At 67.8% G+C, this 25,385-nt stretch carries 24 protein-coding genes; 18 read left to right on the forward strand and 6 right to left on the reverse strand.

Annotation, left to right across the window (positions count from 1 at the left end):
• Positions 1 to 25: 25 nt before the first annotated feature.
• Genes uvrC through pgsA form a run of 3 tightly spaced genes read left to right on the forward strand, consistent with a single transcriptional unit; the run spans position 26 to position 3,278 of the window.
• On the forward strand, positions 26 to 1,906 hold the full coding sequence (uvrC, locus tag IBJ06_RS12700) for an excinuclease ABC subunit UvrC (protein ID WP_292160974.1): 1,881 nt from the start codon (positions 26 to 28) through the stop codon (positions 1,904 to 1,906).
• Between the two features lie 47 nt (positions 1,907 to 1,953).
• Positions 1,954 to 2,577: a carbonic anhydrase gene (locus tag IBJ06_RS12705; protein ID WP_292160976.1), complete on the forward strand. Its 624-nt coding sequence runs from the start codon at positions 1,954 to 1,956 to the stop codon at positions 2,575 to 2,577.
• Positions 2,578 to 2,624: 47 nt separating this feature from the next.
• Complete coding sequence (gene pgsA / locus IBJ06_RS12710; protein WP_292160978.1) at positions 2,625 to 3,278, forward strand: CDP-diacylglycerol--glycerol-3-phosphate 3-phosphatidyltransferase; 654 nt, start codon at positions 2,625 to 2,627, stop codon at positions 3,276 to 3,278.
• Between the two features lie 57 nt (positions 3,279 to 3,335).
• On the opposite strand, the gene IBJ06_RS12715 is transcribed toward pgsA, so the two are convergent.
• The gene (locus IBJ06_RS12715) at positions 3,336 to 5,411 is read right to left on the reverse strand and encodes a S46 family peptidase (RefSeq protein WP_292160980.1); all 2,076 of its coding nucleotides are present in this window, start codon (positions 5,409 to 5,411) and stop codon (positions 3,336 to 3,338) included.
• A gap of 20 nt (positions 5,412 to 5,431) precedes the next feature.
• A complete protein-coding gene (locus IBJ06_RS12720) occupies positions 5,432 to 7,519 on the reverse strand; it encodes a S46 family peptidase (protein WP_292160982.1) in 2,088 nt (695 codons plus the stop codon).
• Between the two features lie 191 nt (positions 7,520 to 7,710).
• Here IBJ06_RS12720 and IBJ06_RS12725 point away from each other — a divergent pair, with 191 nt between their 5' ends.
• From IBJ06_RS12725 to IBJ06_RS12735, 3 genes are read left to right on the forward strand one after another with little or no spacing between them, the layout of a single operon-like run.
• A complete protein-coding gene (locus IBJ06_RS12725) occupies positions 7,711 to 8,883 on the forward strand; it encodes an ABC transporter permease (protein WP_292160984.1) in 1,173 nt (390 codons plus the stop codon).
• Positions 8,880 to 9,632 carry an ABC transporter ATP-binding protein gene (locus IBJ06_RS12730; RefSeq protein WP_292160986.1) on the forward strand — a complete coding sequence of 251 codons (753 nt, stop codon included), beginning with the start codon at positions 8,880 to 8,882 and terminating at the stop codon, positions 9,630 to 9,632. The genes IBJ06_RS12725 and IBJ06_RS12730 overlap by 4 nt, the downstream gene beginning before the upstream one ends.
• A 27-nt stretch (positions 9,633 to 9,659) precedes the next feature.
• Entirely contained in the window at positions 9,660 to 10,670 is a 1,011-nt protein-coding gene (locus tag IBJ06_RS12735; protein WP_292160988.1) for an efflux RND transporter periplasmic adaptor subunit, read from the forward strand.
• A gap of 18 nt (positions 10,671 to 10,688) precedes the next feature.
• On the opposite strand, the gene IBJ06_RS12740 is transcribed toward IBJ06_RS12735, so the two are convergent.
• A complete protein-coding gene (locus IBJ06_RS12740; RefSeq protein ID WP_292160990.1) occupies positions 10,689 to 11,489 on the reverse strand; it encodes a crotonase/enoyl-CoA hydratase family protein in 801 nt (266 codons plus the stop codon).
• A 78-nt stretch (positions 11,490 to 11,567) separates the two neighbouring features.
• Positions 11,568 to 11,723 (reverse strand): hypothetical protein, encoded by a 156-nt coding sequence (locus tag IBJ06_RS12745; RefSeq protein ID WP_164461983.1) that lies wholly within the window; start codon positions 11,721 to 11,723, stop codon positions 11,568 to 11,570.
• 161 nt (positions 11,724 to 11,884) lie between these two features.
• On the opposite strand from IBJ06_RS12745, the gene IBJ06_RS12750 reads away from it, so the two are divergent.
• The 9 genes from IBJ06_RS12750 (at position 11,885) to nadC (ending at position 19,835) form a co-directional block, all read left to right on the forward strand.
• The gene (locus IBJ06_RS12750; protein WP_292160993.1) at positions 11,885 to 12,109 is read left to right on the forward strand and encodes a DUF1289 domain-containing protein; all 225 of its coding nucleotides are present in this window, start codon (positions 11,885 to 11,887) and stop codon (positions 12,107 to 12,109) included.
• 110 nt (positions 12,110 to 12,219) lie between these two features.
• Entirely contained in the window at positions 12,220 to 12,726 is a 507-nt protein-coding gene (locus tag IBJ06_RS12755; protein WP_292160996.1) for a TIGR02281 family clan AA aspartic protease, read from the forward strand.
• 92 nt (positions 12,727 to 12,818) lie between these two features.
• Positions 12,819 to 13,931 carry an Ada metal-binding domain-containing protein gene (locus IBJ06_RS12760; protein ID WP_292160998.1) on the forward strand — a complete coding sequence of 371 codons (1,113 nt, stop codon included), beginning with the start codon at positions 12,819 to 12,821 and terminating at the stop codon, positions 13,929 to 13,931.
• A complete protein-coding gene (locus tag IBJ06_RS12765) occupies positions 13,915 to 14,448 on the forward strand; it encodes a methylated-DNA--[protein]-cysteine S-methyltransferase (RefSeq protein WP_292161000.1) in 534 nt (177 codons plus the stop codon). The genes IBJ06_RS12760 and IBJ06_RS12765 overlap by 17 nt, the downstream gene beginning before the upstream one ends.
• 33 nt (positions 14,449 to 14,481) lie before the next feature.
• The gene (locus IBJ06_RS12770; RefSeq protein WP_292161002.1) at positions 14,482 to 15,246 is read left to right on the forward strand and encodes a hypothetical protein; all 765 of its coding nucleotides are present in this window, start codon (positions 14,482 to 14,484) and stop codon (positions 15,244 to 15,246) included.
• A 150-nt stretch (positions 15,247 to 15,396) separates the two neighbouring features.
• Positions 15,397 to 16,476, forward strand: coding sequence for a quinolinate synthase NadA (gene nadA / locus IBJ06_RS12775; protein ID WP_292161004.1), 1,080 nt, complete (start codon positions 15,397 to 15,399; stop codon positions 16,474 to 16,476).
• Between the two features lie 109 nt (positions 16,477 to 16,585).
• Positions 16,586 to 17,434 carry a site-2 protease family protein gene (locus IBJ06_RS12780; RefSeq protein ID WP_292161006.1) on the forward strand — a complete coding sequence of 283 codons (849 nt, stop codon included), beginning with the start codon at positions 16,586 to 16,588 and terminating at the stop codon, positions 17,432 to 17,434.
• Positions 17,431 to 18,975: an L-aspartate oxidase gene (locus IBJ06_RS12785; RefSeq protein ID WP_292161007.1), complete on the forward strand. Its 1,545-nt coding sequence runs from the start codon at positions 17,431 to 17,433 to the stop codon at positions 18,973 to 18,975. The genes IBJ06_RS12780 and IBJ06_RS12785 overlap by 4 nt, the downstream gene beginning before the upstream one ends.
• A gap of 14 nt (positions 18,976 to 18,989) precedes the next feature.
• Positions 18,990 to 19,835, forward strand: a complete 846-nt coding sequence (nadC, locus tag IBJ06_RS12790; RefSeq protein ID WP_292161009.1) for a carboxylating nicotinate-nucleotide diphosphorylase — start codon at positions 18,990 to 18,992, stop codon at positions 19,833 to 19,835.
• 7 nt (positions 19,836 to 19,842) lie between these two features.
• Here nadC and IBJ06_RS12795 read toward each other — a convergent pair whose 3' ends face one another.
• Entirely contained in the window at positions 19,843 to 20,997 is a 1,155-nt protein-coding gene (locus IBJ06_RS12795; RefSeq protein ID WP_292161011.1) for a cell wall hydrolase, read from the reverse strand.
• A gap of 488 nt (positions 20,998 to 21,485) precedes the next feature.
• Between IBJ06_RS12795 and IBJ06_RS12800 the strand changes: the two genes are divergently transcribed.
• Together IBJ06_RS12800 and IBJ06_RS12805 are read left to right on the forward strand one after the other, a co-directional pair.
• Positions 21,486 to 21,677: a hypothetical protein gene (locus tag IBJ06_RS12800; RefSeq protein WP_292161013.1), complete on the forward strand. Its 192-nt coding sequence runs from the start codon at positions 21,486 to 21,488 to the stop codon at positions 21,675 to 21,677.
• A 174-nt stretch (positions 21,678 to 21,851) separates the two neighbouring features.
• Entirely contained in the window at positions 21,852 to 22,232 is a 381-nt protein-coding gene (locus IBJ06_RS12805; RefSeq protein ID WP_292161015.1) for a DUF6481 family protein, read from the forward strand.
• A 17-nt stretch (positions 22,233 to 22,249) separates the two neighbouring features.
• Here IBJ06_RS12805 and IBJ06_RS12810 read toward each other — a convergent pair whose 3' ends face one another.
• Entirely contained in the window at positions 22,250 to 24,655 is a 2,406-nt protein-coding gene (locus IBJ06_RS12810) for a PAS domain-containing protein (protein ID WP_292161017.1), read from the reverse strand.
• Positions 24,656 to 24,816: 161 nt separating this feature from the next.
• Between IBJ06_RS12810 and IBJ06_RS12815 the strand changes: the two genes are divergently transcribed.
• Positions 24,817 to 25,299 carry a Dps family protein gene (locus tag IBJ06_RS12815; protein ID WP_292161019.1) on the forward strand — a complete coding sequence of 161 codons (483 nt, stop codon included), beginning with the start codon at positions 24,817 to 24,819 and terminating at the stop codon, positions 25,297 to 25,299.
• Positions 25,300 to 25,385 lie beyond the last annotated feature (86 nt).

Raw genomic sequence — 25,385 nt, forward strand, 5'->3', positions numbered from 1 at the left:
GGGGGCTGACCCTATATTGGGGCGGATGACTGCCCTGCCCCCTGATTCCTCCACGGTAAGGCCGCCCCTGACCGGCGCGGACCTGATCCGCGACGAGGCCCGGCGCGCGCCCGACAAGCCGGGTGTCTATCGCATGTATGGCGAGGACGGGACGTGCCTGTACGTCGGCAAGGCCAAATCGCTGAAGAAGCGCGTGCTGCAGTATGCGCAGGGGCGGGTGCACAGCCAGCGCACGGCCCTGATGGTCAACCAGACGCGGTCGATGGAGCTGGTGCTGACGGCGTCGGAGACCGAGGCCCTGCTGCTGGAGGCGACCTACATCAAGTCGCTGAAGCCGCGCTACAATGTGCTGCTGCGCGACGACAAGAGCTTTTCCCAGCTGATGATCCGGCGGGACCACCCGGCGCCCCAGATCCGCAAGCACCGGGGCGGGCGCACCATCAAGGGTGACTATTACGGACCCTTTGCCTCGACCTGGGCGGTCAATCGCACCCTGACGACCCTGCAGAAGGCCTTCCTGCTGCGGTCGTGCTCGGACAGTGTCTATGAGGGACGCACCCGGCCCTGCATGCTGCATCAGATCAAGCGCTGTTCGGCGCCCTGCACCGGCCTGATCTCGCTGGAGGACTACAACCGGCTGGTCGGCGAGGCGGCGGCCTTTCTGAACGGCAAGTCGGATGCCGTGGTCGGGCGGCTGTCGCGTGACATGCAGGCAGCGTCCGAGGCCATGGACTATGAGCGCGCGGCGCGGCTGCGCGACCGCATCCGGGCGCTGACCGCCATTTCGATGGAGTATTCGCGGCTGGCGGGCGGCGTGTCGGAGGCCGATGTGTTCGCCCTTCACACCGACGCGGGGCAGGCCTGTGTGCAGGTGTTCTTCTATCGCGCGGGCCAGAACTGGGGCGGGCGGGCCTATTTCCCGCGTATCGACAAGAGCGACAGCGATACGGAGATCCTGTCGGCCTTCCTCGCGCAATTCTATGAGGACAAGCCGGTCCCGCGCCTGATCCTGACCAATCTGCGGCCGCTGGAGTTGGAACTGTTGCAGGAGGCCTTCAGTCTCAAGGTCGGGCACAAGGTCGAGATCGCCATTCCGAAGCGCGGCGACAAGCTGAGCCTGGTGGACCATGCCCTGACCAACGCGCGCGAGGCGCTGGGGCGGCGGCTGGCCGAGACCTCGGCCCAAGGCAAAATTCTGGACGAGGTAACCGAGGCCTTTGGTCTGGAGGCCCGGCCCGAACGGATCGAGGTCTATGACAATGCCCACATCTCGGGTTCGAACGCGGTCGGCGGCATGATCGTGGCGGGGCCCGAAGGCTATCGCAAGAACCAGTATCGCAAGTTCAACATTCGCGATCAGGACCTGACCCCCGGCGATGACTACGGCATGATGCGCGAGGTGCTGACCCGTCGCTTTGCCCGCCTGCTCAAGGACGAGGAGGCCGGTCAGACGGCCGAGCGGCCCGACCTGATCCTGATCGACGGCGGCGCGGGCCAACTGGCCGAGGCCGTGCGCGTGCTGGACGAGCTGGAGATCGACGATGTGACCGTGGTCGGGGTGGCCAAGGGCCCCGACCGGGACGCCGGGCGCGAGCGCTTCTTCATGCCGGGCAAGCCGCCCTTCATGCTGCCGCAGAAATCACCGGCCCTCTATTACCTGCAGCGGCTGCGCGACGAGGCCCACCGCTTCGCCAACGGTGCCCACGCCACCCGCCGGTCGATGGACATCAAGAAGAATCCGCTGGACCAGATCGAGGGCATCGGCCCGGGCCGCAAGAAGGCCCTGCTGCAGGCCTTTGGCTCGGCCAAGGGGGTGTCACGCGCCGAGGTGGTGGACCTGGCCAAGGTGGACGGCATCAGCCAGCAGACCGCCGAACGCATCCACGCCTTTTTCCGCAAGGGGTGAGGACGGGACCGGTTGGCGATTCCCTCGGTCGCCGCTAGAACCGTCCCATGATCGATACCGCGACCGACCCCCTGCTGGCGGGCTACCGCCGCTTCCGCGACCGCAAATGGCCCGAGGCGCGGCAGGCCTATGAGACCCTGGCCCAGGCGGGACAGACGCCGCACACGCTGTTCCTCGCCTGTTCGGACAGCCGGGCCGACCCGGCGCTGATCTTTGACGCCGCCCCGGGCGATCTGTTCGTGGTGCGCAATGTCGCCAATCTGGTGCCGCCCTATGCGCCCGACGGCGGCCTGCACGGCGTGTCGGCTGCGCTGGAGTTCGGGGTCAAGGCGCTGAAGGTCTCCCGCATCGTCGTCATGGGGCACGCCCTGTGCGGCGGGGTCCAGGCCATGCGCTCCGACAGTCCGCCGCCGGGCCTTGATTTCGTCGAGGCCTGGATCGACCAGGGGCGGCCTGCGGTGCGCGAAGCGCTGCACAGCTGTGGCCACGACCATGCCGTCCAGGCCAGTGAGGAGGCCATTGTCCGGCTGTCGATCCAGAACCTGCGGACCTTTCCCTGGATCGCCGAGCGCGAGGCGGCCGGTGCGCTGACCCTGACCGGCCTGCATTTCGGCATCGCTGACGGGGTTCTGCGCGTGCTGGGAGAAGACGGAGTCTTCCAGCCGGTCTGAACGGCTCGCCAGCGCCCGCGAAGCATGGCACACCGAGGCAATCGGAGATGACCATGCCCCAGTCGGACACAGCCCCCCACCCTCACGCCAATCCCATCCCCAACATCCTGACCGGCATCCGCCTGGCGGCCGGGGTGGTGATGTTCCTGATCCTGGCCGGGGCCACGGGCGGCATACCGATCGTGTCGTCCTATCTCAGCCCCGAGGACCAGTTCGGCCTGTATCGCGCGGCCTTCTTCATCTTTGTGGTGGCGGCCTCGACCGACTGGATAGACGGCTATCTGGCCCGGCGCTGGCATGCGACCACGCGCTGGGGGGCGATCCTGGATCCGATCGCCGACAAGGTGCTGGTGACGGGCGCCATCCTGGGGGTGCTGACCTCGGGCTCGGTGCCGCAGATCGCCATTCCCTGCGGCCTGATCCTGTTCCGCGAATTCGCCGTCTCGGCCCTGCGCGAGACGGTGGCCGGCAAGGTCAAACTGCCGGTCACCCTTCTGGCCAAGTGGAAGACCACCCTGCAGCTGGTGGCGCTGGGCGCCCAGCTGTTCGCGCGCAACTGGGACGGCTTTGGTCTGGAGTTCGACTATTATCCGTACTTCCAGATGTTCGCCGACATCCTGATCTGGGCAGCCGCACTCATCACCCTGTGGACGGGCTGGCAGTATTTCTCCAAGGCCCGGCACAAGATGGCGCACCTCTAGGGCCGGGGCAGCAGGCGGCAGGGCATCGCTACTGCCTACTGCCTGTTCCCTACCCCCTCACTCGACCCCCAGCTCGGCCAGCAGGCTGTCCATGCCGTAGACGTCGCGGAGGGCCACGGTGATGGCACCGGTGGTGACGATGACGCTGCGGTTGACCTTGGGATCATAGCCATAGGCATTGCGCTGGGTCAGCACGGTCGAATCGAAATTGGCCCCGATGATCTCGCCGCGCGCATTGATGGCGGGAGAGCCCGATGAGCCGCCGATGGTGTCGGTCGAAACCGACATGTTCAGCACCGTATCCGGGTCGATCCGGTCGCGGGCGGCCAGCAGCTTCGGTGCCACATCGAAGGGCGGGGCCCCGGTCGCCCGGTCCCACAGCCCGCCGAAGGTGGTGAAGGGCTGAACCATCGCGCCCTGATATGTCCAGCCCTCGACCCGGCCCCAGGTCAGACGGAGAGTGCCGGTCGCATCGGGATAGACGCTGTCGCCATAGGCGGCGAAACGGGCGGCGGCCAAATCCTCGGACGCCTGGGCGGTGGGGGCCTCGACGGTCTCTTCCCACTCGGCGCGCACCGACCGGGTGACGTCCTGGATCGACAGGACATAGCGGATCAGCGGATCGTCCGAAGCCATGATGGCCGGGAGGCCGCCGTCCCACAGGGCCTTGCGCACGGCGGGGTCGGCCAGGGTCGTGCCGCGAATGACGCGGTCCGACAGGCCCTCGGGCGATTCACGGCCCAGCAGGGTGCGGATTCGCGGATCGTCGACCGTCAGCCATTCACGCGATTTCGACAGCCACCACTCCATGCGCAGCTGTTCCAGGTCGGCATAGACCGGGCGGTCGGCCATGAGGCGCGACTCGATGCCACCGAGGCGGGTGTCAGCATATTCGGGCAGGCGTTCGGCCGAGGGCTTCTCCCGCTCCTGGGCTGCGCGCACGAGGGTCTCGGCCCAGCCATAGAGGGTGGAGCCACCGCCCGCGCGGCCCACCAGCAGGGCATAGGCCGGGTACAGCCGCCGGACATCGTCCTGCACGGCGGACAGGGTGGTCCAGGGGTCCGCGCCGCCGGCCGCCACATGGGCCGCCAGCCAATCGCCCGAGCGCCCCCGGAAGTCGGCTTCCTGCCGGGCCTTGGTCGCCATGAAATCGGCGTCGATCAGGGCGCGCATGCGGCCGATACCGCGCTTGTAGCTGTTCTCGAGACCCACCAGCGGGTCCATGACGATGAAGGCGTTCTCGTCGCTTTCCGCGCCGAAGCGGATCATGCGGCCGCGCAGCTCGGACATGATCAGCTGGTCCAGCGGCAGCTGAACGTCGCGGACGGTCAGCAGCTGATCCATGGTCAGCAGGCGCTGGGTCGCCCCGGGGCTGCCCGAGACGAACACCGGCTCACCCGCCGTCGGGCGGTTCGGGTTCCAGGTGAAATGGGTCGGCGTCGCGACCGGCTGTCCATTTTCATAGAGGCGGATGAAGGCCGCATCGATGGAGAAGCGGGGGAAGTTGAAGTTGTCGAGGTCCCCGCCGAAGGTCGCGGCGCGATCCTCGGGCGCGAAGGCCAGGCGCACATCGGTGAAGCGACGATAGCTGTAGAGCTTGAACTGGCCACCCCGGTACAGGGACACCACCTGACAGCGGCGTTCGGGCTGGTCCTTGCAGTACTCGGCCTCGATGGCCGCTGCCTCGGCGTCCCGCGCCCGATTGAAGGCCTGACCGCTCAGGCCGCGCCCGGCCGCCTGCATGCGCGCGGTGACGTCGGTGATGTCCATCAGGATCTCGGCCGTGGCCCCCGGACAGCGCAGCTCTTCCTCGCGCGTGGCCGGGGTAAAGCCGGTCTCGGCATAGTTGATGGCCGGGGTCGACAGCTGGGCGACACAGCTGGCGACACAGTGGTTGTTGGTCAGCACCAGTCCCTCGCCCGAGACCACGCCCGCCGAACAGCCGCCGAACTTGACCGAACTGCGCTGCACCCGGTCCAGCCAGGCCTGGTCGATGGCCGTGCCCAGGGCCGCATTGGCGCGGGCGATAGGGAAGTTGTCAAAGGTCCACATCCCCTCGTCCGCAGCGGCGGACGAGGGAACGGCGGCGAGGGCGAGGACAGCCGCCGATGCGGCAAGGGCGAGGTGACGCATGGATGACTCTCCGGTCCGGATCAGCTGACGACCAGCTCGCGCAGCAGGGCGGGCTGGTCATAGACGACCCTCAGGGCCTCGGTGATGGCCGCGGTCGAGACCGTCACCGTGCGGTTGAGGTTTCCGTCATAGCCGAACGATCCCCCCAGCGAGTGGATATTGCCGTCGAAGGCCGCGCCGATCACCTCGCCCCGGGCATTGATCACCGGTGAGCCCGAGTTGCCGCCGATGATGTCGTTGGTCGAGACAAAGTCATAGACGGTGTTCGGGTTGATCCGGTCGCGGGCCGCAAGGAACCGCGGGGCCGCATTGAACGGCTCGGAGCCGGTCGCCCGGTCGAACAGCCCGCCCATATAGGTGAAGGGCGGCACGTCGACGCCGCGATAGCTCCAGCCCTTGACCTGGCCGTAGCTGAGGCGGAGCGAGAAGGTCGCGTCCGGATACTGGTCGGTGCCATAGACGGCGAACCGGGCCTGGGCGATGCGCTCGGCGGCCTGGGCGGTCGGAACCGTGACGCCCTCCTCCCACGCGCGCGCGGCCGCCACGGCATTGGCGTTATTGGCGATGATCAGCGCCAGCAGGGGATCGGCGGCGGCCATCTGCTCGGGCGTCATCATCGCGGCCTGACGACGGAATTCGGGATCATTCAGCCGGGTGTTGGCGATCAGCCGCTCGGCCAGGGCCTCGGGGCTCTCCTTGCCCAGCAGGGCCTGCACCGCCGGATTGTCGACGGTCAGATACTCGCGGGTCTTGGACAGCCAGAAGGTCAGCTGGATCTTCTCAATGCCTTCATAGATCGGGATGTCGGCCCCGACCCGGTCGGCAAAGCCGGCCAACTGGGCTTCGGTCATCGTGCTGCCGGGTGCCGCGCGCGAAATGCCGGTCCGGGAGATGGCGCGACCGATGGCATAGAGGGTGGATCCCCCGCCGGCGCGCGATTCCAGCTGATAGAAGGGCAGGAACAGCTCGCGCGCGACGGCATCGACGGCTTCCAGCTCGGCCCATGGATCGCCGATGCGTTGGGCCAGGGCCGGATCGGCGGCCACGGCGGCCCGCAGCTCGGCCTCTTCGCGGCGCTTGGTGGCCATGAAGGCCGGGTCCAGCAGGGCCTGCTGCTGGCCGAACCAGACCTTGAAGCTGTTCTCGAGGCCGAAGATGGTATCGACCGAAACGCGCTTGGCCTCCTCACCCGAGGCCGAATAGTTGAGCAGGCGGCCGCGCAGTTCCGAGCCCTGGATCAGCTGCAGCGGCAGTTGCTGGTCGCGCAGGCGCTCCAGCTGCGACACCGTCAGCAGGCGCTGGGTCGAGCCGGGATTGCCCGAGACGAAGGTCACCTCGCCCTCGGTCGGGGCGTTCGGATTCCAGGTCAGGTGGTTGGGCGTCTCGGCCGGCTTGCCGTCCTCATAGGCCCGCAGGAAGGCGGCATCGAGCGCATAGCGGGGGAAGTTGAAATTGTCGGGGTCGCCGCCGAAGAAGGCCGCCTGGAACTCGGGCGCGAACACCAGCCGGACATCGTCATAGCGCCGGAATTTGTAGAGGGCGTACTGGCCGCCGCGATAGAAGCTGATGACCTGGCAGTTCATCTTCTCGTCGCCGCCGCAGGCCTCGGTCTGGATAGCCCGGATCTCGGCGGTGCGGGCCTGGGTGAAGGCCTGGCCGCTCAGACCCTGACCGGCGGCCAGCACCCGATCGGTGACGTCGACGATCTCCATCAACACATCCGCCGTCTGGCCGGGGCAGACCTTTTCCTCTTCCCGGCTGGCGGTCATCCAGCCGTCCTGCACATAGTCATTCTCGGCGGTCGACAATTCCTGGATGCAGGACACCACGCAATGGTGGTTCGTCAGGATCAGCCCCTCGCCGGAGACGAAGGAGGCCGAGCAGCCCTGGATGCGGACGGAAGCCAGCCGCACCCGGTCCAGCCAGGCCTGATCGATATTGGTGCCGTACTGCGCATTGACCCGGGCGATCGGGAAGTTGTCGAAGGTCCACATGCCCTCGTCGGCCTGCACCGGGGTGCCCGGCATCAGGGTCAGGGCCGCACCCAGTCCAAGGGCGGCAAGCGAGGCGGTCACCGTAGCGGCGAAGCGAAGCGGGCGGAATGTCATGGGGGGTTCCTGGGGGTATTTCCTGGACGACGTCGGGCCACCGGGCCCGCCGTGCCGCAGAGTTAAACCGTCCGGAGGCCTGTCGTCCATGCCGATCATGCGGGGTGGGCGCGACCCTTACCCCGATTTAACTTGGCCTGTCGCTTCATGACCTTCAGAACCGGGCCAAGGTCAGGGGTTTGGCACCACATATGTCGCTTGCACTTTCCACACTGCTGTATGAATGGCGGCGCTATATGGCGGCCGTGATGGCGCTGGCGCTGTCCGGCCTGCTGGTGCTGGCCATGACCGGTGTCTTCATCGGCATCGGCAAGGGCTTTACCGCGACCATCGAGCGGTCAGGTGCCGACATCATGATCATGCAGCCCGGCGCCACCAGCCTGATCGGGGGACCCTCGGGCGTGCCGCGCCGCTTCATCCCGCTGGCCTATCGCCACCCCGAGGTGGTCGAGGTCAAGCCGCTGGACGGCGCCGGCGGCACCTTCCAGAGCATCAAGAACTACGACCCCACCCTGTCGCAGGCCGAGCGGGCCAGGACACGGGCCCCGCGCCAGCAGTTCGTCCAGACCTCCATCATCGATACCACGCCGGGTGCCGTCACCATTCCGCAGGACTATTCCGAGGAACTGGTCGATGCCCTGCGCCAGCCCTTCACCGTCGCGGTCGACGAAACGGCCCTGACCAAGCTGGGGGTCAAGCTGGGTGACCGTGCCCTCTACAACGGCCGGACCGTGACGGTGGTCGGCGTCACCCGCGGCTATCCCAATATGATGCAGGCCACCATCGTGATGTCGCGCGATACCTTGCGCATGGTCGGGCAGTCCGACGAAGGTCCCCGCGTCGGCCCGCTCATGATCAAGGTCAGCGATCCCGCCCGGGCCAAGATCGTCGCCGCCCAGCTGACCGCCATGGGCGATGGCCAGTGGAAGGCCTGGACCCGTCAGGAACTGGCCGACGCCAATGCCGGTGCCATGTTCGAGGAAGGCATCCTGGTGATCATCATCGGCGGCTGCGTGGTGCTGGGCACCATCATCGGCGTGGCCATCACCTGGCAGACCCTGCGCGGGGCCATCATGGCCAACATCAAGGAATTCGCCTCGCTGCGCGCGCTGGGCGTCGGCATGGGATCCCTGCGCCGCATCGTCATGGAACTGAGCTTCTGGGTCGGTCTGGTCGGCGTGGCCGCCGCCATCGGCCTGACCATGCTGGTCCAGTGGTTTGCCCTGTCGAACGCCGTCATCATCGCCCTGCCGCCTGGCCTGCTGATCGTGGTCGGGGGCGGACTGATCATCATCGCCATGCTGTCGGGCCTGCTCTCGATGGGCGTCCTCAAGAACAGCCAACCGGCGGACCTGCTGCGATGAACGCCACCAAGACCCACGGCAAGCACGGCGACTTCGCGATCGAGGCCAAGGGCCTGGTCAAGCGGTTCAAGTCCGGCAAGGCCTTCATCGACGTGCTCAAGAACGTCGATTTCGACGCCCGCCACGGCGATCTGACCATGGTCATGGGCCCTTCCGGTTCGGGCAAGTCGACGCTGATCGCCGCCCTCTCGGGCCTGCTGCGCCCCGAGGAGGGCAAGGTCAGTGCGCTGGACGTCGACAATCTGTGGAAGATGTCGTCCGGCAAGATCGACAAATTCCGTCTCGACCACTGCGGCTTCATCTTCCAGGGCTTCAACCTGTTCCCGGCGCTCTCGGCCCTGCAGCAGGTCGAGATCGTGCTGAAATTCCAGGGCCTGTCCAAGTCCGCTGCCCGCAAGCAGGCCATGATCACGCTCAAGGAAGTGGGGCTGGGTCACCGCCTGCACCAGCGCCCCTCCATCCTGTCCGGCGGTGAGAAGCAACGCGTGGCCATCGCCCGGGCGCTCGCCAAGAATCCGCAAATCCTGTTCGCCGACGAGCCGACCTCCGCCCTCGACGGCGAGAACGGCCAGATCGTCATCCAGCTGCTGCGGCGCGCCGCCACCGAACACGGTGCCGCCGTCATCTGCGTCACCCACGACCCGCGCCTCGAGGCCTGGGCCGACCGCGTCATCAAGATCGAGGACGGCATCATCATTTCCGATGAGCGTCGCGTGCCGGACCCGAACGCCGCACTCGCCCACCATTAACCCTCTCTCAGAGACCGAAAGACCGTCATGCCCGCCTTCCTGAAGAACAAATGGCTCTGGATCGGCCTTGTCGTCATCATCGTCGTCGTCGTTGGCTGGACGATGATGCAGGGCGCCAACAAGGCCAAGAAGGCTGAAATGGCCGAGGCCGTCGCCAACGCCCCCGTCAGTCCCTATGCGGCCGTCGCCAATGGCAAGGCCGACGTCGAGGGCGGCATCATCCAGGTCGCCGCCCGGCGCGGTGGTGTGGTCAAAGCCGTCTATGTCGAGGAAGGCGAACTGGTCACCGCCGGCCAGATCCTGGCCAGACAGGAAGATGACGAACCCCGCCTGGCCGTTCAGCGCGCCCGCGCAGAGGTGGCCCAGGCCCGTAGCCAGCTGGCCGCCCTGCGCGTCGATCTGAGCGCCGCGCGCCGCGAATATCAGCGTATGCAGCAGCTGGCGGACAGCAACTATATCGCCGCCCAGCGTCTGGATCAGGCTCGCGACGCGGTGGCCATGGCCGAAGCACGCCTGGCCAGCCAGGAAGCGTCCGTCCGCACGATCGAGGCGCGACTGACCGAGGCGGAATACAATCTGGAACTGACGGTCATCCGCGCACCCATGAGCGGCCGGATCGTGCGCCGTTATGCCAATCCGGGCGCTGGCGCCTCGACCCTGAACGTCTCGACCATGTTCGACCTCGAGCCCGATGCCCCGCGCATTGTGCGCGCCGAAATCGTCGAGGCCGACATCCCCAACATCACCATCGGCCAAGCCGTCGAGATCAGCCCCGAGGGCGACCCGTCCAAGGTCTATGTCGGCCGGGTGCTGCGTCGTGCCGCCGTGTTCGGGGCTCGCAAACTGTCCTCGGACGATCCCTCGCAACGCTCTGACGAGCGGGTCATCGAAGTCGTCGTCGCCTATGAAGACGCGCCCCTGCTGATCGGTCAGCGCGTGCTGGTCAAGTTCATGAAGCCGGGCGAGACCGCCGGAGCCGCCCGCGACGTGCCAGTCGGCGTCGGCCCCAACCGCGCCATGCGTCCGACCGGCGGCTGATCCGGGCTAGCTGATCGCTCAGGACCCGCTGAAGCGGCCCGGTCGTTTCTCCAGCGCGGCGGCGACGCCCTCGGCGTGGTCGTCGGTCAGATGGGCCAGGGCCTGCATGGCGGCGGTCATTTCGAGAATCTGGTCGAAGGTCAGGTCGCGGCCCTGACGCAGTAGGGCCTTGGTCATGCGCAGGGCCTGCGGAGGCTGGGCAGCGATCTTGCGGGCCAGGGCCAGGGCCTTGTCCATCAGGGTCGCGGCGGGCACCACCCGGTTGACCAGCCCCCAGTCCAGCGCGGTGGCCGCGTCGATGGACCGGGCCGTGAACAGCAGTTCGGCCGCCCGGGCATAGCCGACATTGCGCGGCAACAGCCAGGCGCCCCCATCTCCGGGAAGGATGCCCAGCTTCAGGAAGGGCGCCCCGAAACTGGCCGCGTCCGAGGCGATGCGGATGTCGCCCAGACCGGCGATGTCTCCGCCCAGCCCCATGGCAGGCCCGTTGATGGCCGTAACCATCGGCACCTCAAGCTCGTACAGGCTGCGCACGATCCGGTGCACTACCCGGCGATAACGCTCGCGGATGGCGGTGCCCGGCCCCTCGAACAGCTCGCGCCGATCACGCATGGCCTTGAGGTCGCCGCCGGCGGAAAAGGCCCGGCCTGCCCCGGTCAGCACCACGACCCGCACCTCCGGATCGGCATTGACCGCCTCACACGCGGTGGCAAAGGCCTCGCCGTCCTCCAGATCGGGCAGGGCATTCAGCCGCTCGGGCCGGTTCAGGGTCCAGATGACGATCGGCCCGTCGCGCCGCGTCTCGATCAATGCCGTCATCCGCAACTCCCAAACGAAAAGGCCCCGGCCTTTTCAGGTCCGGGGCCTTCTGATGCAAGCGGTGATCACCGACGGCGATCAGCGGCGCTTCTTGATCGGATAGGGCACGAAATTCGACGGGTGGCTGACCACGCGGTCGCCCGCCCCGTTGGTATTGCGTGTGTCCACCAGAAGCCCGCCCCAGAGGGCAAAGGACATCATGGCATGCTGGAGGTTTTTCTCTTTCCTGTTCATGGTGGCGTCTCCTTTCGCTGAACGATGAAAAGAGACGCGTCGTGCTCACAGGGGTTTTCACCCTCTCAGTCGTTTCGCGTCCTTTACAGGAAACGACAGTTTTGTGACGGACGCAAGTTTTTTCGTCTGTTGCCGGATTATATTTGCGGTTGATGTCACATATGCGCACCCCCTCTGACGGCCCTCCCAAGCCCATCAAGACCCCCTGCACCAAGGTCTGCACGGTCGATGGCGCCTCCGGTCTTTGCCTCGGCTGCCTGCGGTCGCTGCAGGAGATCGCCGAATGGAGCCGCCTGGATGACGCCACCCGGGAGGCCATTCTGGATGCGCTACCCGGCCGGGTGACCCGCCTCGATCCTGCGCTTCAGGGGCTGGTGCCGCGCTAACCTTTTGTCAGCCATGACGCTTCACCGCATCCCAACGTCCATGCCCTAGACCGGGTCAAGGATTGCCGCAGAAGCGGCGCGTATACACGGGTGTCCGAGTGAGTATCGACATGTCCGGCAGCGTTTCCGGAAGTGCTGTTCTGGCCGCAGCGGTGGGGACCTCCCTGCTGGCGGCCTGGGGCTTTGGGGCCCTTTCCGACAAATCCGCCCAGGCGGCGGCCCAGCCCGTACCGGTGGTGCGGAACAGCGAAGCCGCCACGCCCATACAGCGGGGGCCCGATGGCCATTACTGGGCCCGGGCGCGCATCGGCGACCAACCCATCGCCCTGCTGGTCGACACCGGGGCCGCCGCCGTGGTCCTGCGTCCGGCCGATGCGCGCGTTCTGGGCCTGAACCCCGAGACTCTCGACTACAGCCAGTCGATCCGGACAGCGTCCGGAATGGCGCAGGCCGCCTCGATCACCCTGTCCCATGTGACGGTCGCGGGGGTCGAGGTGCGCGACGTCGCGGCCCTGGTGGTCCAGGCCGACCTGCCGCACTCCCTGCTGGGGATGAGCTTCCTCGGCCGCCTGTCGGGTTTTGAAGCCACCCCCGAAGGTCTGGTTCTCAAACCCTGACAGAGACGGTCACCCGGAAGGGATGTGTCCGGGGAAGGGTCGAAGTCCGAAAACCGCGAGACAGGGCATGAGGGCCGGGGCATGGTTCCGGCATGGACGCCCCGCCCCCCCTGTCGGCTGAAGCCTGTTACCGCGCCGTCGTCGCACGCGACGCGCGGTTCGACGGGCGGTTTCACACCTGTGTGAAAACGACGGGCATCTATTGCCGTCCGGTGTGCCCGGCGCGGACGCCGCTGTTCGCCAATGTGGAGTTTGTCGCAAGCGCCGCCGAGGCCGAGGCGCGGGGCTATCGCCCCTGTCTGCGCTGCCGGCCCGAGACGGCACCGGACTATTCCGCCTGGCGCGGTGAGCTGGCGACCGGCGGGGCCTGGCGCGGGACGGCCAATACGGTCAGCCGGGCCTTGCAGATGATCGATGAGGGGGCGCTCGACGACGGCGATCTGGAGCGTCTGGCCGGCCGGCTGGGGGTCGGCGAACGGCACCTGAGGCGTCTGTTCCGGGCGCATCTGGGGGCGTCGCCCGTGGCGGTGGCCCAGACCCGGCGGGTGCGCTTGGCCAAGGCCCTGCTGCACCAGACGCGCCTGCCGATGGCCGAGGTGGCGCTGGCCTCGGGCTTTGGCAGTGTGCGGCGCTTCAATGAGACGTTTCAGGCCCTGTACGGACGTGCGCCGTCGGCCCTGCGGCGCGGGGCGGGCGAGGAGGCCGGGGCGGGGGTCGAGCTGTCGCTCGCCTGGCGGCCGCCGTATGAGCTCGATGCCCTGATGGCGGCGCTGGCGGGCCGGGGCGATACAGTCGGGGGCGGGATCTGGTCGCGCGCCCTGGACCGCGACGAAGACGGCACGGCAGGGCGGGTCGAAGCGCGGGCGGGCAGCGGCCATGCCTTGCGGGTGCGGGTCGAAGCCGAGCGGCTGGAGGCCCTGCCCCGGGTGCTGGCGCGGGTGCGGCGGGTGTTCGACCTGGGCCATGACCCCGAGGCCCTGATGCGAGATCTGGGCAGCGATCCCGTACTGGGGCCGAGGTTGGCCGCGCGGCCCGGGCTGCGCCTGCCGGGCCTGTGGGTGCTGGACGACGGTGCGGTGGCGCCTGCCGACCGCTGGCCCGATCCCGACACCGAAACCCTGGCCGAAGGCTGGCGCCCGTGGCGGGCCTATGCGGCCCTGTATCTGAAGATCGATGAGGAGAGACCCGATGCGAAACGCGCCTGAGCTTTGGCTGGACCGGGTGCAGTCGCCCGTCGGCCAGATGCTGGTCGTCACCGATGCAAAGGGCGTGGTCCATGCGCTGGACTTTGCCGATTTCGAGCTGCGCATGCGCCGGCTGATGCGGCTGCGGCATGGAGGCAGCGACCTGTCGGAGGGGGGCGAGACGGGGCCGGTCCGGGCGGCACTGGCGGCCTATTTCGCCGGAGACGCCACCGCGCTGCACGGGCTGGCCGTCCAGACCGGGGGCACGGCGTTCCAGCGGGCGGTGTGGCAGGCGCTGCGCGCCATTCCGCATGGCCAGACCCGCACCTATGGCCAGCTGGCTGCGGCCATCGGTCGCCCGACCGCCGTACGCGCCGTGGGGCTGGCCAATGGCGCCAATGCCATCGCCCTGATCGTGCCCTGCCACCGGGTGATCGGCCGCGACGGCACCCTTACCGGCTATGCGGGCGGGCTGGAGCGGAAGCAGTGGTTGTTGCAGCACGAGGGCCGAACCCTTGACGGGAACGGATCGTCCTAGTGAACTGGCGACGGGCAGCCGGGGAGCAAGACCATGAAGACAGCGATTGCGGCGGCGGTGTGCGCCGTCCTGTGCTCGACCGGACAGGCGGCAGCCCAGGAGGATGACTGGGAGTTCGCCGAGGACCCGGCTGAGGAACTGACAGTCGCCGCAGCGCGGTACGAAGGCGGCCAGATGATCGTGGCCCAATGTAGGCGCGGAGGTCTGACGCTGGTTGTCACCGGCCTGCCGGAGAGCCCGCAGATGCTGCGCCTGTCAGCGACCCGGGCGGATGGGCGCGCCGCGGAGCAGATCTGGATTTCGGCAGGAGCGGCCGGAGCGTATCGCAGTACGGCCCCGGGGCGGGAGGCACGCTTTATGCGGGGCGGCGGGGCCTATACTGTCCGGACGGCGGCTGGCGCTCGCACGCCCGTAAGTGCGACCTTCGACCTGCCGACCCAGTCCGCCAATCTGGATCGCGTGCTCACGGCATGCGGATGGACACTCGAGGATGAGCGGGACCTGTTACCCGAGGCCACCGTGACGCTAGACCGTCCGCGCGGCGGTTACAGACCGCCCCCCTACAGGCCACCGGCGGTGCCAGAACGGGAGATCAGCTGTGTGGTCCGGGAAATGACACTACGCGACTGTCGAACGGACCATCCCCCCTATGCGGAGGAGCCCCGGGCGATATCCATGATTGAGTATCTCGAAGGTAAGCAGGTTTATGCGCTGCCGGGGACCGATCCAGCCGCAGCCGAGGGTAGCGTCTACCATGTGATCGCCAACAATCAGGTGTTGATCCTCGTCAACCGATAGACCGAAGCGCCTTCCCCCTTGCAATTGGGTCGGAGGAGCCTAGATTGTGTCCACTTATGCTGAAAGTGAGCATAAGGAGGGCGGCCGGGGCGATCCCGCCGTCCTGTTTCAGGCCTCATATTTGCTCAGATTGAGCAAAAGGAGAGTGAGATGGCAGACGGCGCATTCGGACTGAACCCGGCGACCAAGGCGGCCACGGCTGCCATCTGGCCCAAGGTTCGGGATCATGTGACGCCGCTGGAATGGCCGGCGCAGGCCGAGCTGATCGTCGAGATCAACCGGCTGAAGGTCGAGCGGAACGCCGTCATCCTGGCCCACAACTATATGACGCCGGACATCTTCCACGGCGTCGGCGACTATGTCGGCGACAGCCTGGGGCTGGCCAAGGAGGCCGCAAAGTCCGAGGCGAAGGTGATCGTCCAGGCCGGCGTGCACTTCATGGCCGAGACCTCGAAGATCCTGTCGCCCGACAAGACGGTGCTGATCCCGGACCTGCGCGCCGGATGCTCGCTGGCGGCCTCGATCACGGGGGCGGATGTGCGGCTGATCAAGGCGCGCTATCCAGGCCTGCCGGTGGTCACCTATGTGAACACCACCGCCGATGTGAAGGCCGAGACCGACATCTGCTGCACCAGCGCCAATGCGGTGCAGGTGGTGGAATGGGCAGCGAAGGAATGGGGCGTCGACCGCGTCATCCTGATCCCCGACGAGTTTCTGGCGCGAAATGTCGCGGCCCAGACCTCGGTCGGCATCATCGCCTGGAAGGGCCGCTGCGAGGTGCATGAGCGCTTCACCGCCGCCGACATCGCCGAGATGCGCGCCGCCTACCCCGGGGCCGAAATCCTGGCGCACCCGGAATGCCCCGAGGAGGTGCTGGCGGCGTCCGACTTTGCCGGATCGACGGCGGCCATGAGCGACTATGTCACCCGGCGGAAGCCCAAGCAGGTGGTGATGGTCACCGAATGCTCGATGGCGTCGAACGTGGCAGCGGACTCTCCGGACACCCGCTTCATCGGCCCGTGCAACCTGTGCCCGCACATGAAGCGGATCACGCTGGAGAACATCCGCGACTGCCTGCTGAACATGCAGTTCGAGGTGACGGTGCCGGAGGCGCTGATCGAGCCCGCGCGGCTGGCAGTTCAGCGGATGGTCGACCTGCCGCCGCCCGAGAAGCCCGCGCGCTATGATCTGGTGCGAGCCCGCCATCATGTCGATGTGGAGCTGATCTGATGTACTATGTGGCCCCGACCCGGGTGGTGGCGAAGATCGAGCCGCGCACCCTGAAACTGATGACGCTGATTGCATTGTGGCTGGGCGTGACACGGCCCACATTGCTGAAATGAGCGACACCCTGCCTCCGACCCGTCCGACCCGCCCCGGCCCCTGGGACTCCGTCCCGACCCCAACCGCTGCAGCCCCCGGGACGCGCGCCACGACGGCCCCCGAGGACAAGGGGCAGGGGCTGGTCTGGTCGGTGCTGTCGACCCTGTTGCTGGGCGGATTCATCTGGTGGATCAGCGGCAGCTGGGTGATTGCGGTGGCGGCCATTGTCGGCCTGTTCGTGCACGAGTACGGCCATGTGCTGGCCATGAACCGGCTGGGGATGGGCCCGGCCAAGGTCTATATCATCCCCTTCCTCGGCGGACTGGCGCGTGGGCAACGCATGCCGAAGAGCGAGTGGGACGGGGTGCTTGTGTCGCTGGCCGGGCCTGCTTTCGGCCTGCTGGCCGCCCTGCCCTTTTTCGCCCTCTATTTCGGGACCGGTCAGACGATGTGGCTGAACGGCGTGTTCGCCATCGGCATCATCAACCTGGTCAATCTGGCGCCGGCGCCGCCGCTGGATGGGTCCAAGGCGCTGGGCCCGGTGCTGGCCCGTATCCACCCCATGGTTGAGTATGCCGTGATGATCGCCATCGGGGCGCTGGTCGTCTGGTGGGGCATTTCGAACGGCAGCTTCATCTTTGCCGCCTTCCTGGCCATCGCCCTGATCGGTCACCTGAGGCGGGGACAATGGCGGCCCGAGGGCCGGCGGCTGAGCTGGCGCGAGGCAGGCTACAGCGTCGGCCTGTTCGGGGTGACGGCGACCGCCTGTCTGGGGGTCACGGCCGCGGCCTTCCTGGTCCCCACCGGCGGCGATGTGGAGGGGGCCCTGGATCTGGTCGGCCGCTTCCTGTCGATCGGCCGATGAAAACCCTTCGTCATGACGGCCCCCTGGTCATCGGAGGCGGCCTTGCCGGATTGTCAGCGGCGCTGGAGGCGGCCCCGGCCCCGGTGCTCGTCGCCACGCCCGCGCCCCTGCTGGAGGCCTGTGCCTCTGCCTGGGCGCAGGGCGGGATGGCGGCGGCGCTGGCGGAGGATGACACCTCGGGGCTGCACGCAGACGATACTGTGGCGGCCGGTGCGGGACTGGTCGAGCCGGAGCGGGCCCGCGCCCTGACAGACGCGGCGCGCGAGACGATCGAGTGGCTGGACCGGCTGGGTGCGCCTTTCGACCGGGAGGCCGACGGCCATTATCACCTGAGCCGGGAAGCGGCCCATTCGCGGGCGCGGGTGGCACGGGTCGGGGGAGACGGGGCCGGACGGGCGATCCTGTCGGCGCTGGTCACGGCGGTCCGGGCCAGCGCCCATGTGACGCTGTGGGAAGACGCCCGCCTGACCGGACTGGTCCGGGACGCGGATGGTCGCGTGCGCGGGGCGATCCTGACGCGCGGGGCGCGGCGGGTGCGGGTCATCGCGCCGGCCGTCATTCTGGCGACCGGGGGGATCGGCGGCCTTTACGGGCGGACCACCACGCCGGGAGCCCTGCAGGGGGCGGGCATGGCGCTGGCCTGGCAGGCCGGAGCCGAGATTCTGGACCCGGAGTTCGTGCAGTTCCACCCGACGGCCATCCGCCTGACGACGGCAGGGCCGGACAGCGAACTGGTGTCGCCCCTGCCCTTGGCGACCGAGGCTCTGAGGGGCGAAGGGGCCCGGCTGGTGGACCGCACGGGACGTTACCTGCTGGGCGAGGAAGACAGTGCCGATCTGGCGCCCCGCGATCAGGTGGCGCGCGCCGTTCATGCCGCCGAGAGGGGCGGGCGCGGGGCTTTTCTGGACGCGACACAAGCCATCGGCACCGCCTTTCCCACGGCGTTTCCGGCGGTCTATGCGGCCTGTATGCGCATGGGGCTGGACCCGCGCAGCCAGCCGATCCCGGTCGTGGCCGCCGCCCACTATCACATGGGCGGGATCGCCGCTGATGCCGATGGTCGCACGACGATCGAGGGGCTTTATGCCGTGGGCGAGTGCGCGGCGACCGGCGTGCATGGTGCGAACCGGCTGGCCTCCAACTCGCTTCTGGAGGCCGCCGCCTTTGGCCGGAGGGCCGGGCGGATGGCGCGGACCGAAAGCCTGCCCGGGCCATCGCCGCTGATCGATATCAAAGGGGCGGACCTGCCCGAGGCGGACCTCGCCCGGGTCCGCGCGCTCATGGATCGCCATGCCGGCGTAGTGCGCGACGCGGACGGCCTGACGGCAGCCCTGGCCGGGATTGAGGAGATCAAGGCGCGTCATCCCGAGGCCCTGCCAGTCATCGCCGCCACCCTCGTGATCGAGGCGGCCTTGGCCCGCGAGGAGAGCCGGGGTGGCCACTTCCGCGCAGATTATCCGCAGACGCTCGCTGTAGCGCGCCACAGCCGGATCGTGCGCCCCCCGGCCGAGGTGCCGCAGCCGCTGCTGGCCGCTGAATGAAGGATGTGACGCCCATGGCCCCTGCCCTGCCCGACCTGTTGATCGAGCCGGTGGTGCGCGCCGCCTTGGCCGAGGACCTGGGCCGGGCGGGCGATGTGACGGCGGCCGCCTGCATCCCCGAGGACGCGCGGATGAAGGCCGTGTTCGCAGCCCGCAGGGACGGAGTGATGGCCGGGAGTGCCTGCGCGCGACTGGCCCTGCATGCGCTGGATGCCGGGGCCATGGTCGAAGTACGGGTCGCCGATGGCCAGCCCTTTGGGGCCGGCGATATCCTGATCATCGTCGAGGGCCGTGCGCGGGCCATCCTTGCCGCCGAGCGGACGGCCCTGAACCTGCTGGGCCGATTGTGCGGGATCGCAACCCTGACGCGGACCTATGTGCAGGCGATCGAGGGCACGGGCGCGCGGATCGCGGACACGAGGAAGACTACGCCGGGCCTGCGCGCCCTGGAAAAGCACGCCGTGGCCTGCGGCGGCGGCATCAACCACCGCTTCGGCCTGGATGACGCCATCCTGATCAAGGACAACCATGTGGCCGTCTGTGGCGGCGTGGCCGAAGCCGTGCGGCGTGCCAGGGCCCATGCCGGGCATCTGATGAAGGTCGAGGTCGAGGTCGACGGTCTGGATCAGCTCGACGCGGCGCTGGCCGAAGGGCCGGACGTCATAATGCTGGACAATTTCAGCCTCGAGCATCTGCGCGAGGCGGTGTCGCGGACGGCGAGGCGGGTGACGCTGGAAGCCTCGGGTGGGGTCACGCTGGAGTCGGTGCGCGGGATTGCGGAGACCGGCGTCGACGTCATCTCGGTCGGGGCCCTGACCCATTCGGCGCCCAATCTGGACATCGGGCTGGACGCGGCCTGAGGGGGCTTCAGCTTTCCGAGGCGGCGGGGGAGGCTGGAACCGGGGTCGCCTGGCGACGCGCGGGCGTTTCACCCGCAGTGGGGGTGGGCGATGCAGGAGCAGCGCGCGGAGCCGCCGGGGCGGCGGGCTGGACCGGAGCCGGAGCCGCCTCTGCCCGGACGTCGGCCTCGGTGCGGCCTTCCTGGGCCAGCAGCAGGCTGTAGGCCACCGCCTGACCGACCTGACGGACGGGCTCGGTCGGATCCAGACCGGCCTGGACCAGGCGCGGCTGATCGCCACTGGTCGAGGGGGCCGGGTCATAGGCGAAGGCGCGGCTGGAGCCCGAACGTCCGCCGAAACGATAGAAGACGTGATCGCCGACCTGACCGACGCGGATCAGGGAAGTGCGCCAACCCGGGCTGACACGGGTGGTGTGGAAATGGGTGGCGTTGCCGACGGGGGCATAGACCGAGCCCGACAGGGCCTCTGAGGCGACCTGACGCGCGCGGTTCCAGGCCCCCCGATTGATGCCTCTGCGCATGGAGCCGTCACAGGTGAAGCTGAACTGGCAACCGGTGCTGCGACCGGCGCCCTGGAAGACCACGGCGCAAACGGTCTTGGGGAAGGCGGGATGGCGCGCCCGGTTGAGCACGACCTGGGCCACTGCGCGCTGGCCGTCGCGCCCCTCGCCCCGCGCTTCATAATAGACCGCCTGGGTCAGGCATTCGAGATCCCGGCTGGCGTCCAGCGCATTGCCCAGGCGGAAGGGCTGGGCCGCCGGATGCGAGGGGCCGGTCGAGGCCGTACGCAGGCCGGGCGTCATGTTCGGGCCTGTCGGGCGCAGCTGTTCCAGACGCGCGGTCAGAAGCTCGGCCTGACGGTCGCGGCGGCTGGGACCGGCGACGGTATAGGGATCATGGCGGCGGGCGATGGCAAGGGCGCTGGCGTTGAGGCCTCCGGCCGCAGCCGCCATGGCTTCTTCGGTAAAGCCCGCCGAGGCGGCACCATCCAGCCGGATCGCCTGGGCGCGAAGGGTCGTGGCCTTGGCCACCGTCCCGCCCAGATAGGCCACACCGATCGCCAGACCGAACACGCCACCCACGAGCGCCGCGGCAACACCGGGCGTCAGTCGTGAACGGGTAGCCGAGGTGTCGGGCGTTCGGGGCGACAGGGGCGATGACAAAGGCTTTATCCAGTCCGCAGGGCGCAATGCCGCCCCTTATTTAGTCTGTCGATGGGCGAGGTTTTCGCGAAACCACGCACACGACGAGGCCGACGCACCGGCAGTCCGCCGATCATCGGGGACGCGCCTTTAACATAGCCAATGTGACCCAAATAGGGTTGATTCGCAAGAATCAGAGGGGGTGAAGCATTTTTGCCCCACCCCCTGCCGCCACTATAGATGATCCATGCGCGTTTCATGTTGTGAGGGGCAGATCATGACACGATATCTGGTCTTTCCGGCTCAAGCTCAGTTCAAATGTCGGATGGCCGCATTCTTGGTGCGCTCAAGTGCAGCGAGACTGAAACCTTGAACAACTTACTGTTCCGGGAGGATTTCTCAAAGGCTCTCACCCGCTGAGGGAACCGTGGCCCGGAGGGCCACGTTTGATCGTCGACCCTGAAGCGTGACCGGGATTGGCCCGGATCGGCTTCCGAGAAGGTAATGCCATGACCCGCAAGACCCTGATGACCACCGCCGTGCTCTCAACCCTTGGCCTGGCCCTGGCGGCCTGTGGCAGCACCATCGAACAGAAAGCCGCGACCGGGGCGGTCGCCGGAGCCGTCGTAGGTGGACCGGTCGGCGCGGCCGTGGGCGGCGCGGCCGGCACGGCAGTCGGCCAGGCCACCAAGGACGACTGACCCGAAGGCCACACGACCCGGTCGACCCGTCGCGGAGGCTGGGTCGCGACTTGATCCGCACGGGCTTGAGCCCTAAAGCCCCCCGGTCGATGCGCCCATGCCATCGACCGGGCCTGGCCAACCGTCAGGACCGAGCGGATTCCTGTACGCCCCACCCTAACCGACCGAGACTTGATGAGAGATCTGAAGCAGACCGGCTTTGCCGATCGCCTGGCCGCACAGGCCGAAGCCAAGAAGGCCCTTCTGGCCCGATTCAAGCCCAAGCCCTCCATTCCGGATCCCGATTTTGACCGGCGCGCTGAAAAGCTGGCCGCCGAGAAGGAAGCCGCGCGTCTCGAAAAAGAGCGACTGAAGCAGGAAAAGGAAGCCGAGAGGCTGGCGGCCAGGGAGAAGGCGCGCCTGGAAGCCGAAGCGAAGAAGGCCGCAGCCGAGCAGGCCAAGGCCCAGACCGCCGAGCAGATCGAGGAACAGCGCCGGGCAGAGCGCCGCGAACGCAAGGCCGCGATCAAGGCGGAACAACGCGCCCGGCGGGCCGAAAAGAAGATGCGTCGCTAAGCGGTCGCGGTTCCGGGTCAGGCGTCCAGAACCGTCCTCAGCGTGTCAATCGCGAAGGGCTTGCGCACCAGGGGCCAGGGCGCGTCGCGCAGGGCGGCATCGACGTCATCCCCCGCATAGCCGGTGGCCAGCATGATCCGCATCTCCGGATAGAGGATGCTGGCGTGGCGGGCGAGATCAAGGCCAGACATCTCGCCCGGCATGACGATGTCCGTCAGCAAAATGTCGAACCGCCCGGCCTTGAGCCGCTTCAGGGCCGTCGCCGCGTCCGACGCCGTGGTCACCGTCAGGCCCATGGTTTCCAGCAGCGCCACGGCGATGGCCTGGACCTCCATATCGTCCTCGACCAGCAGCACCGACCGGGCTCCATCCCGGACCGGCGACAAGGCCCCGGAGGAAGGCGCCCCGGTCGCGCTCTCGCCCCCGTCCACCGGCAGGTACATTTCCATGCGGGTGCCTTCGCCCGGGGCGCTCACAACATGGATGGCCCCGCCGCTCTGTTTCAGGAAGCCGTACACCTGTGACAGGCCAAGACCTGTGCCCTTGCCGACCGCCTTGGTCGTATAGAAGGGCTCGAAGATGCGATCGCGAACATCCTCCGGAATGCCCGGCCCGTCATCGCTGACGGAGATGCGGATATAGTCGCCCCCCTCAAGATCACTGATCTCGCCAGCCTTGACCCTGACCTGGCGGGTCTCGACCTCGACGCGGCCCTGGCCGGCAACGGCATCGCGCGCGTTGACCAGCAGATTGAGCAGGGCCGCCTCGAACTGGGCCGTATCGACGCGCACGCGGGCCCCGCCCCGGCGGAGACGCGTGCGGTAGGTCATACCGCCCCCCAGCGCGCCCCGGATCAGGGGCTCTCCCTCGCGGATGAGGGCATTGACGTCCACGGACTCCGGCCGGAGCGCCTGTCTGCGCGAGAAGGCCAGCAACTGATGGGTCAACCGCTCCCCACGGCGCGCCGCACTGAGGGCCGCCTCGGTCAGCTTCAGGCGTTTGGCTTCGTCGACCTTGTTGTTGAGCAGCATGTCCAGGCCGCCGATGACCACCGTCAGCAGATTGTTGAAGTCATGGGCCACCCCGCCGGTCAGGCGACCGACCGCTTCCATTCGCTGCGCATGCATCAGGTCGGCCTCGGCCTGGGCCTTGTCCATCAGTGCCTTGCCGACCCGTTCCTCGAGCAGTTCGTTGATCCGCTTGAGGTCGTCTTCCGCCTGTTTGGCATCGGTGACATCGAAGGCGACACCGACAAAGCCCCGGACCTTGCCCTGGGCATTGAGGCGCGGACGGGAAAAGGATTTCAGCCAGCGCCAGACGCCGTCCCGCCGACGATAGCGTGCCTCGAGGCTGAAGGGCTGGCCGGTGGCCTCGCCGGCCAGGGATTCCGCGATGATCCGGTCGCGGTCGTCGGGATGAATGAACGCGCGCCAGTCCGTCTTGAGGGTCGCCGCATCCTCAACCCCCATGAAGTCGATGTAAGCCTGATTGACGAACTCGCGCGTGCGGTCCTCGGCCGTGACCCAGATCAGGACGGGCGCATCATCGGCCATGGCGCGGAAACGCTGCTCGCTTTCGCGCAAGGCGGATTCGACCTGACGGACCTCGGACAGGTCGATATTGGCTCCGACCATACCGAGGAAGTTGCCTTCGGTATCGAAGCGCGGTCGGGCATGGGTCGACAGGATGCGCCACTCGCCATCCTCTCGCAGATAGCGGGCCTCGATCTCCATCGGCGTGCGGGACTCCAGGGCCTTGAGACAGGCCGTCCAGACGCGCTCCCGGTCGTCGGGATGAATGGCCTCCATCCAGGGCCCCGGATCGGCGAGGTCCGCCGGGCGGTCCCCCCAGAACCGGCGAAACTCGGCGTTGAGATAGACCCGGCCCCCGGTATCGGCCGTCCACAGCATGACGGGAGCGACATCGGCGATGTCGCGAAAGCGGGCCTCATATTCGTCGACGCGGGCCGCCGCCGCGCGAAGGTCGGCCACGGTGGTATCGAGACGGCGCATGGCCCGCCGGAGCGCCGACGCCACCCAGGTGACGAACAGGCCGACTACGATGAAATTGACCGTCGCAACCCGACCGAGGTTGCTGGCCAGCCCCACGCCGGCGGCATTCGGGCCGGCCACGTACCATCCGCCGAACAGGCACAGGATGACGGCTACGACACCGGCGATCCGTCCCCCCGCAAGCGCGGCCAGCACCACGGCCGGCAACAGGATCATGAAGCCGGTGACCTGAGCATAGAAGTTGTTGAGCCCCCAGCGCACCGCAAGGGCGGCCAGGGCTGCGAGGATACCGATCAGGACGGCTTGGAGGATCGTCGGAGGGGGTGTGCGGGCGAGCCGTGCCAGGAGAATGTCCGCGCTGAACCACGCACCGTCGACGGAGCCCTTGCTCCGATCCTGGTCCTGATTCATCGGATCGGTCCCCACCCGCGCAACTACACGCTCGCGGCACAGTGAACGCAAGCGTGGCTGTTGCGTTCCCTCCGGAGACGTGAAGCGACCCGCCGGGTTGCTCAAGCCTCGACCCACCCTATCTCTGGTTCCGACCGAGACCCGTATTCCCAGGAGACTCCATGACCACCGCCACCATCCAGACCGGCCTGAAGAAGGCCGACCGCAGCGAGGTTTCGCAGGCCCTGACCAAGGTGCTGGCCGACAGCTTTGCCGTCTATCTGAAGACCCACGGCTATCACTGGAACGTGCGGGGCCCCGAGTTCTTCACCCTGCACAATCTGCTGGAACAGCAGTATACCGAGATCTGGGGCGCGCTGGACGACATCGCCGAGCGCATCCGCGCGCTCGGGGTTCTTGCACCCCAGGGCTATGCGACCTTTGGCAATCTGACGGCGATCAAGGACGGCGATCCCGAACAGGACGCTGCCGCCATGCTCAAGGAGCTGATGCGCGACCATGAAACCCTGATCGCCACCACCCGCGATACGCTGTCTCTGGCCGATGAGGCAGGCGATGAGGCCACCGCCGACCTGATGACCCAGCGTCTTGCGGCGCACGAAAAGTTCGCCTGGATGCTGCGGTCCACCCTGGGCGGCCGCTAAGCCGGGAGTAACGCGCGCCTGCCTGCCCGAAATTCGCCGGGTTAAGCCCCTATAGGTGTAGCCCAAGCCAAGGAAAGTCTTCTATT

The organism is Brevundimonas sp. (assembly GCF_016742135.1).
Classification (GTDB): Bacteria; Pseudomonadota; Alphaproteobacteria; order Caulobacterales; family Caulobacteraceae; genus Brevundimonas.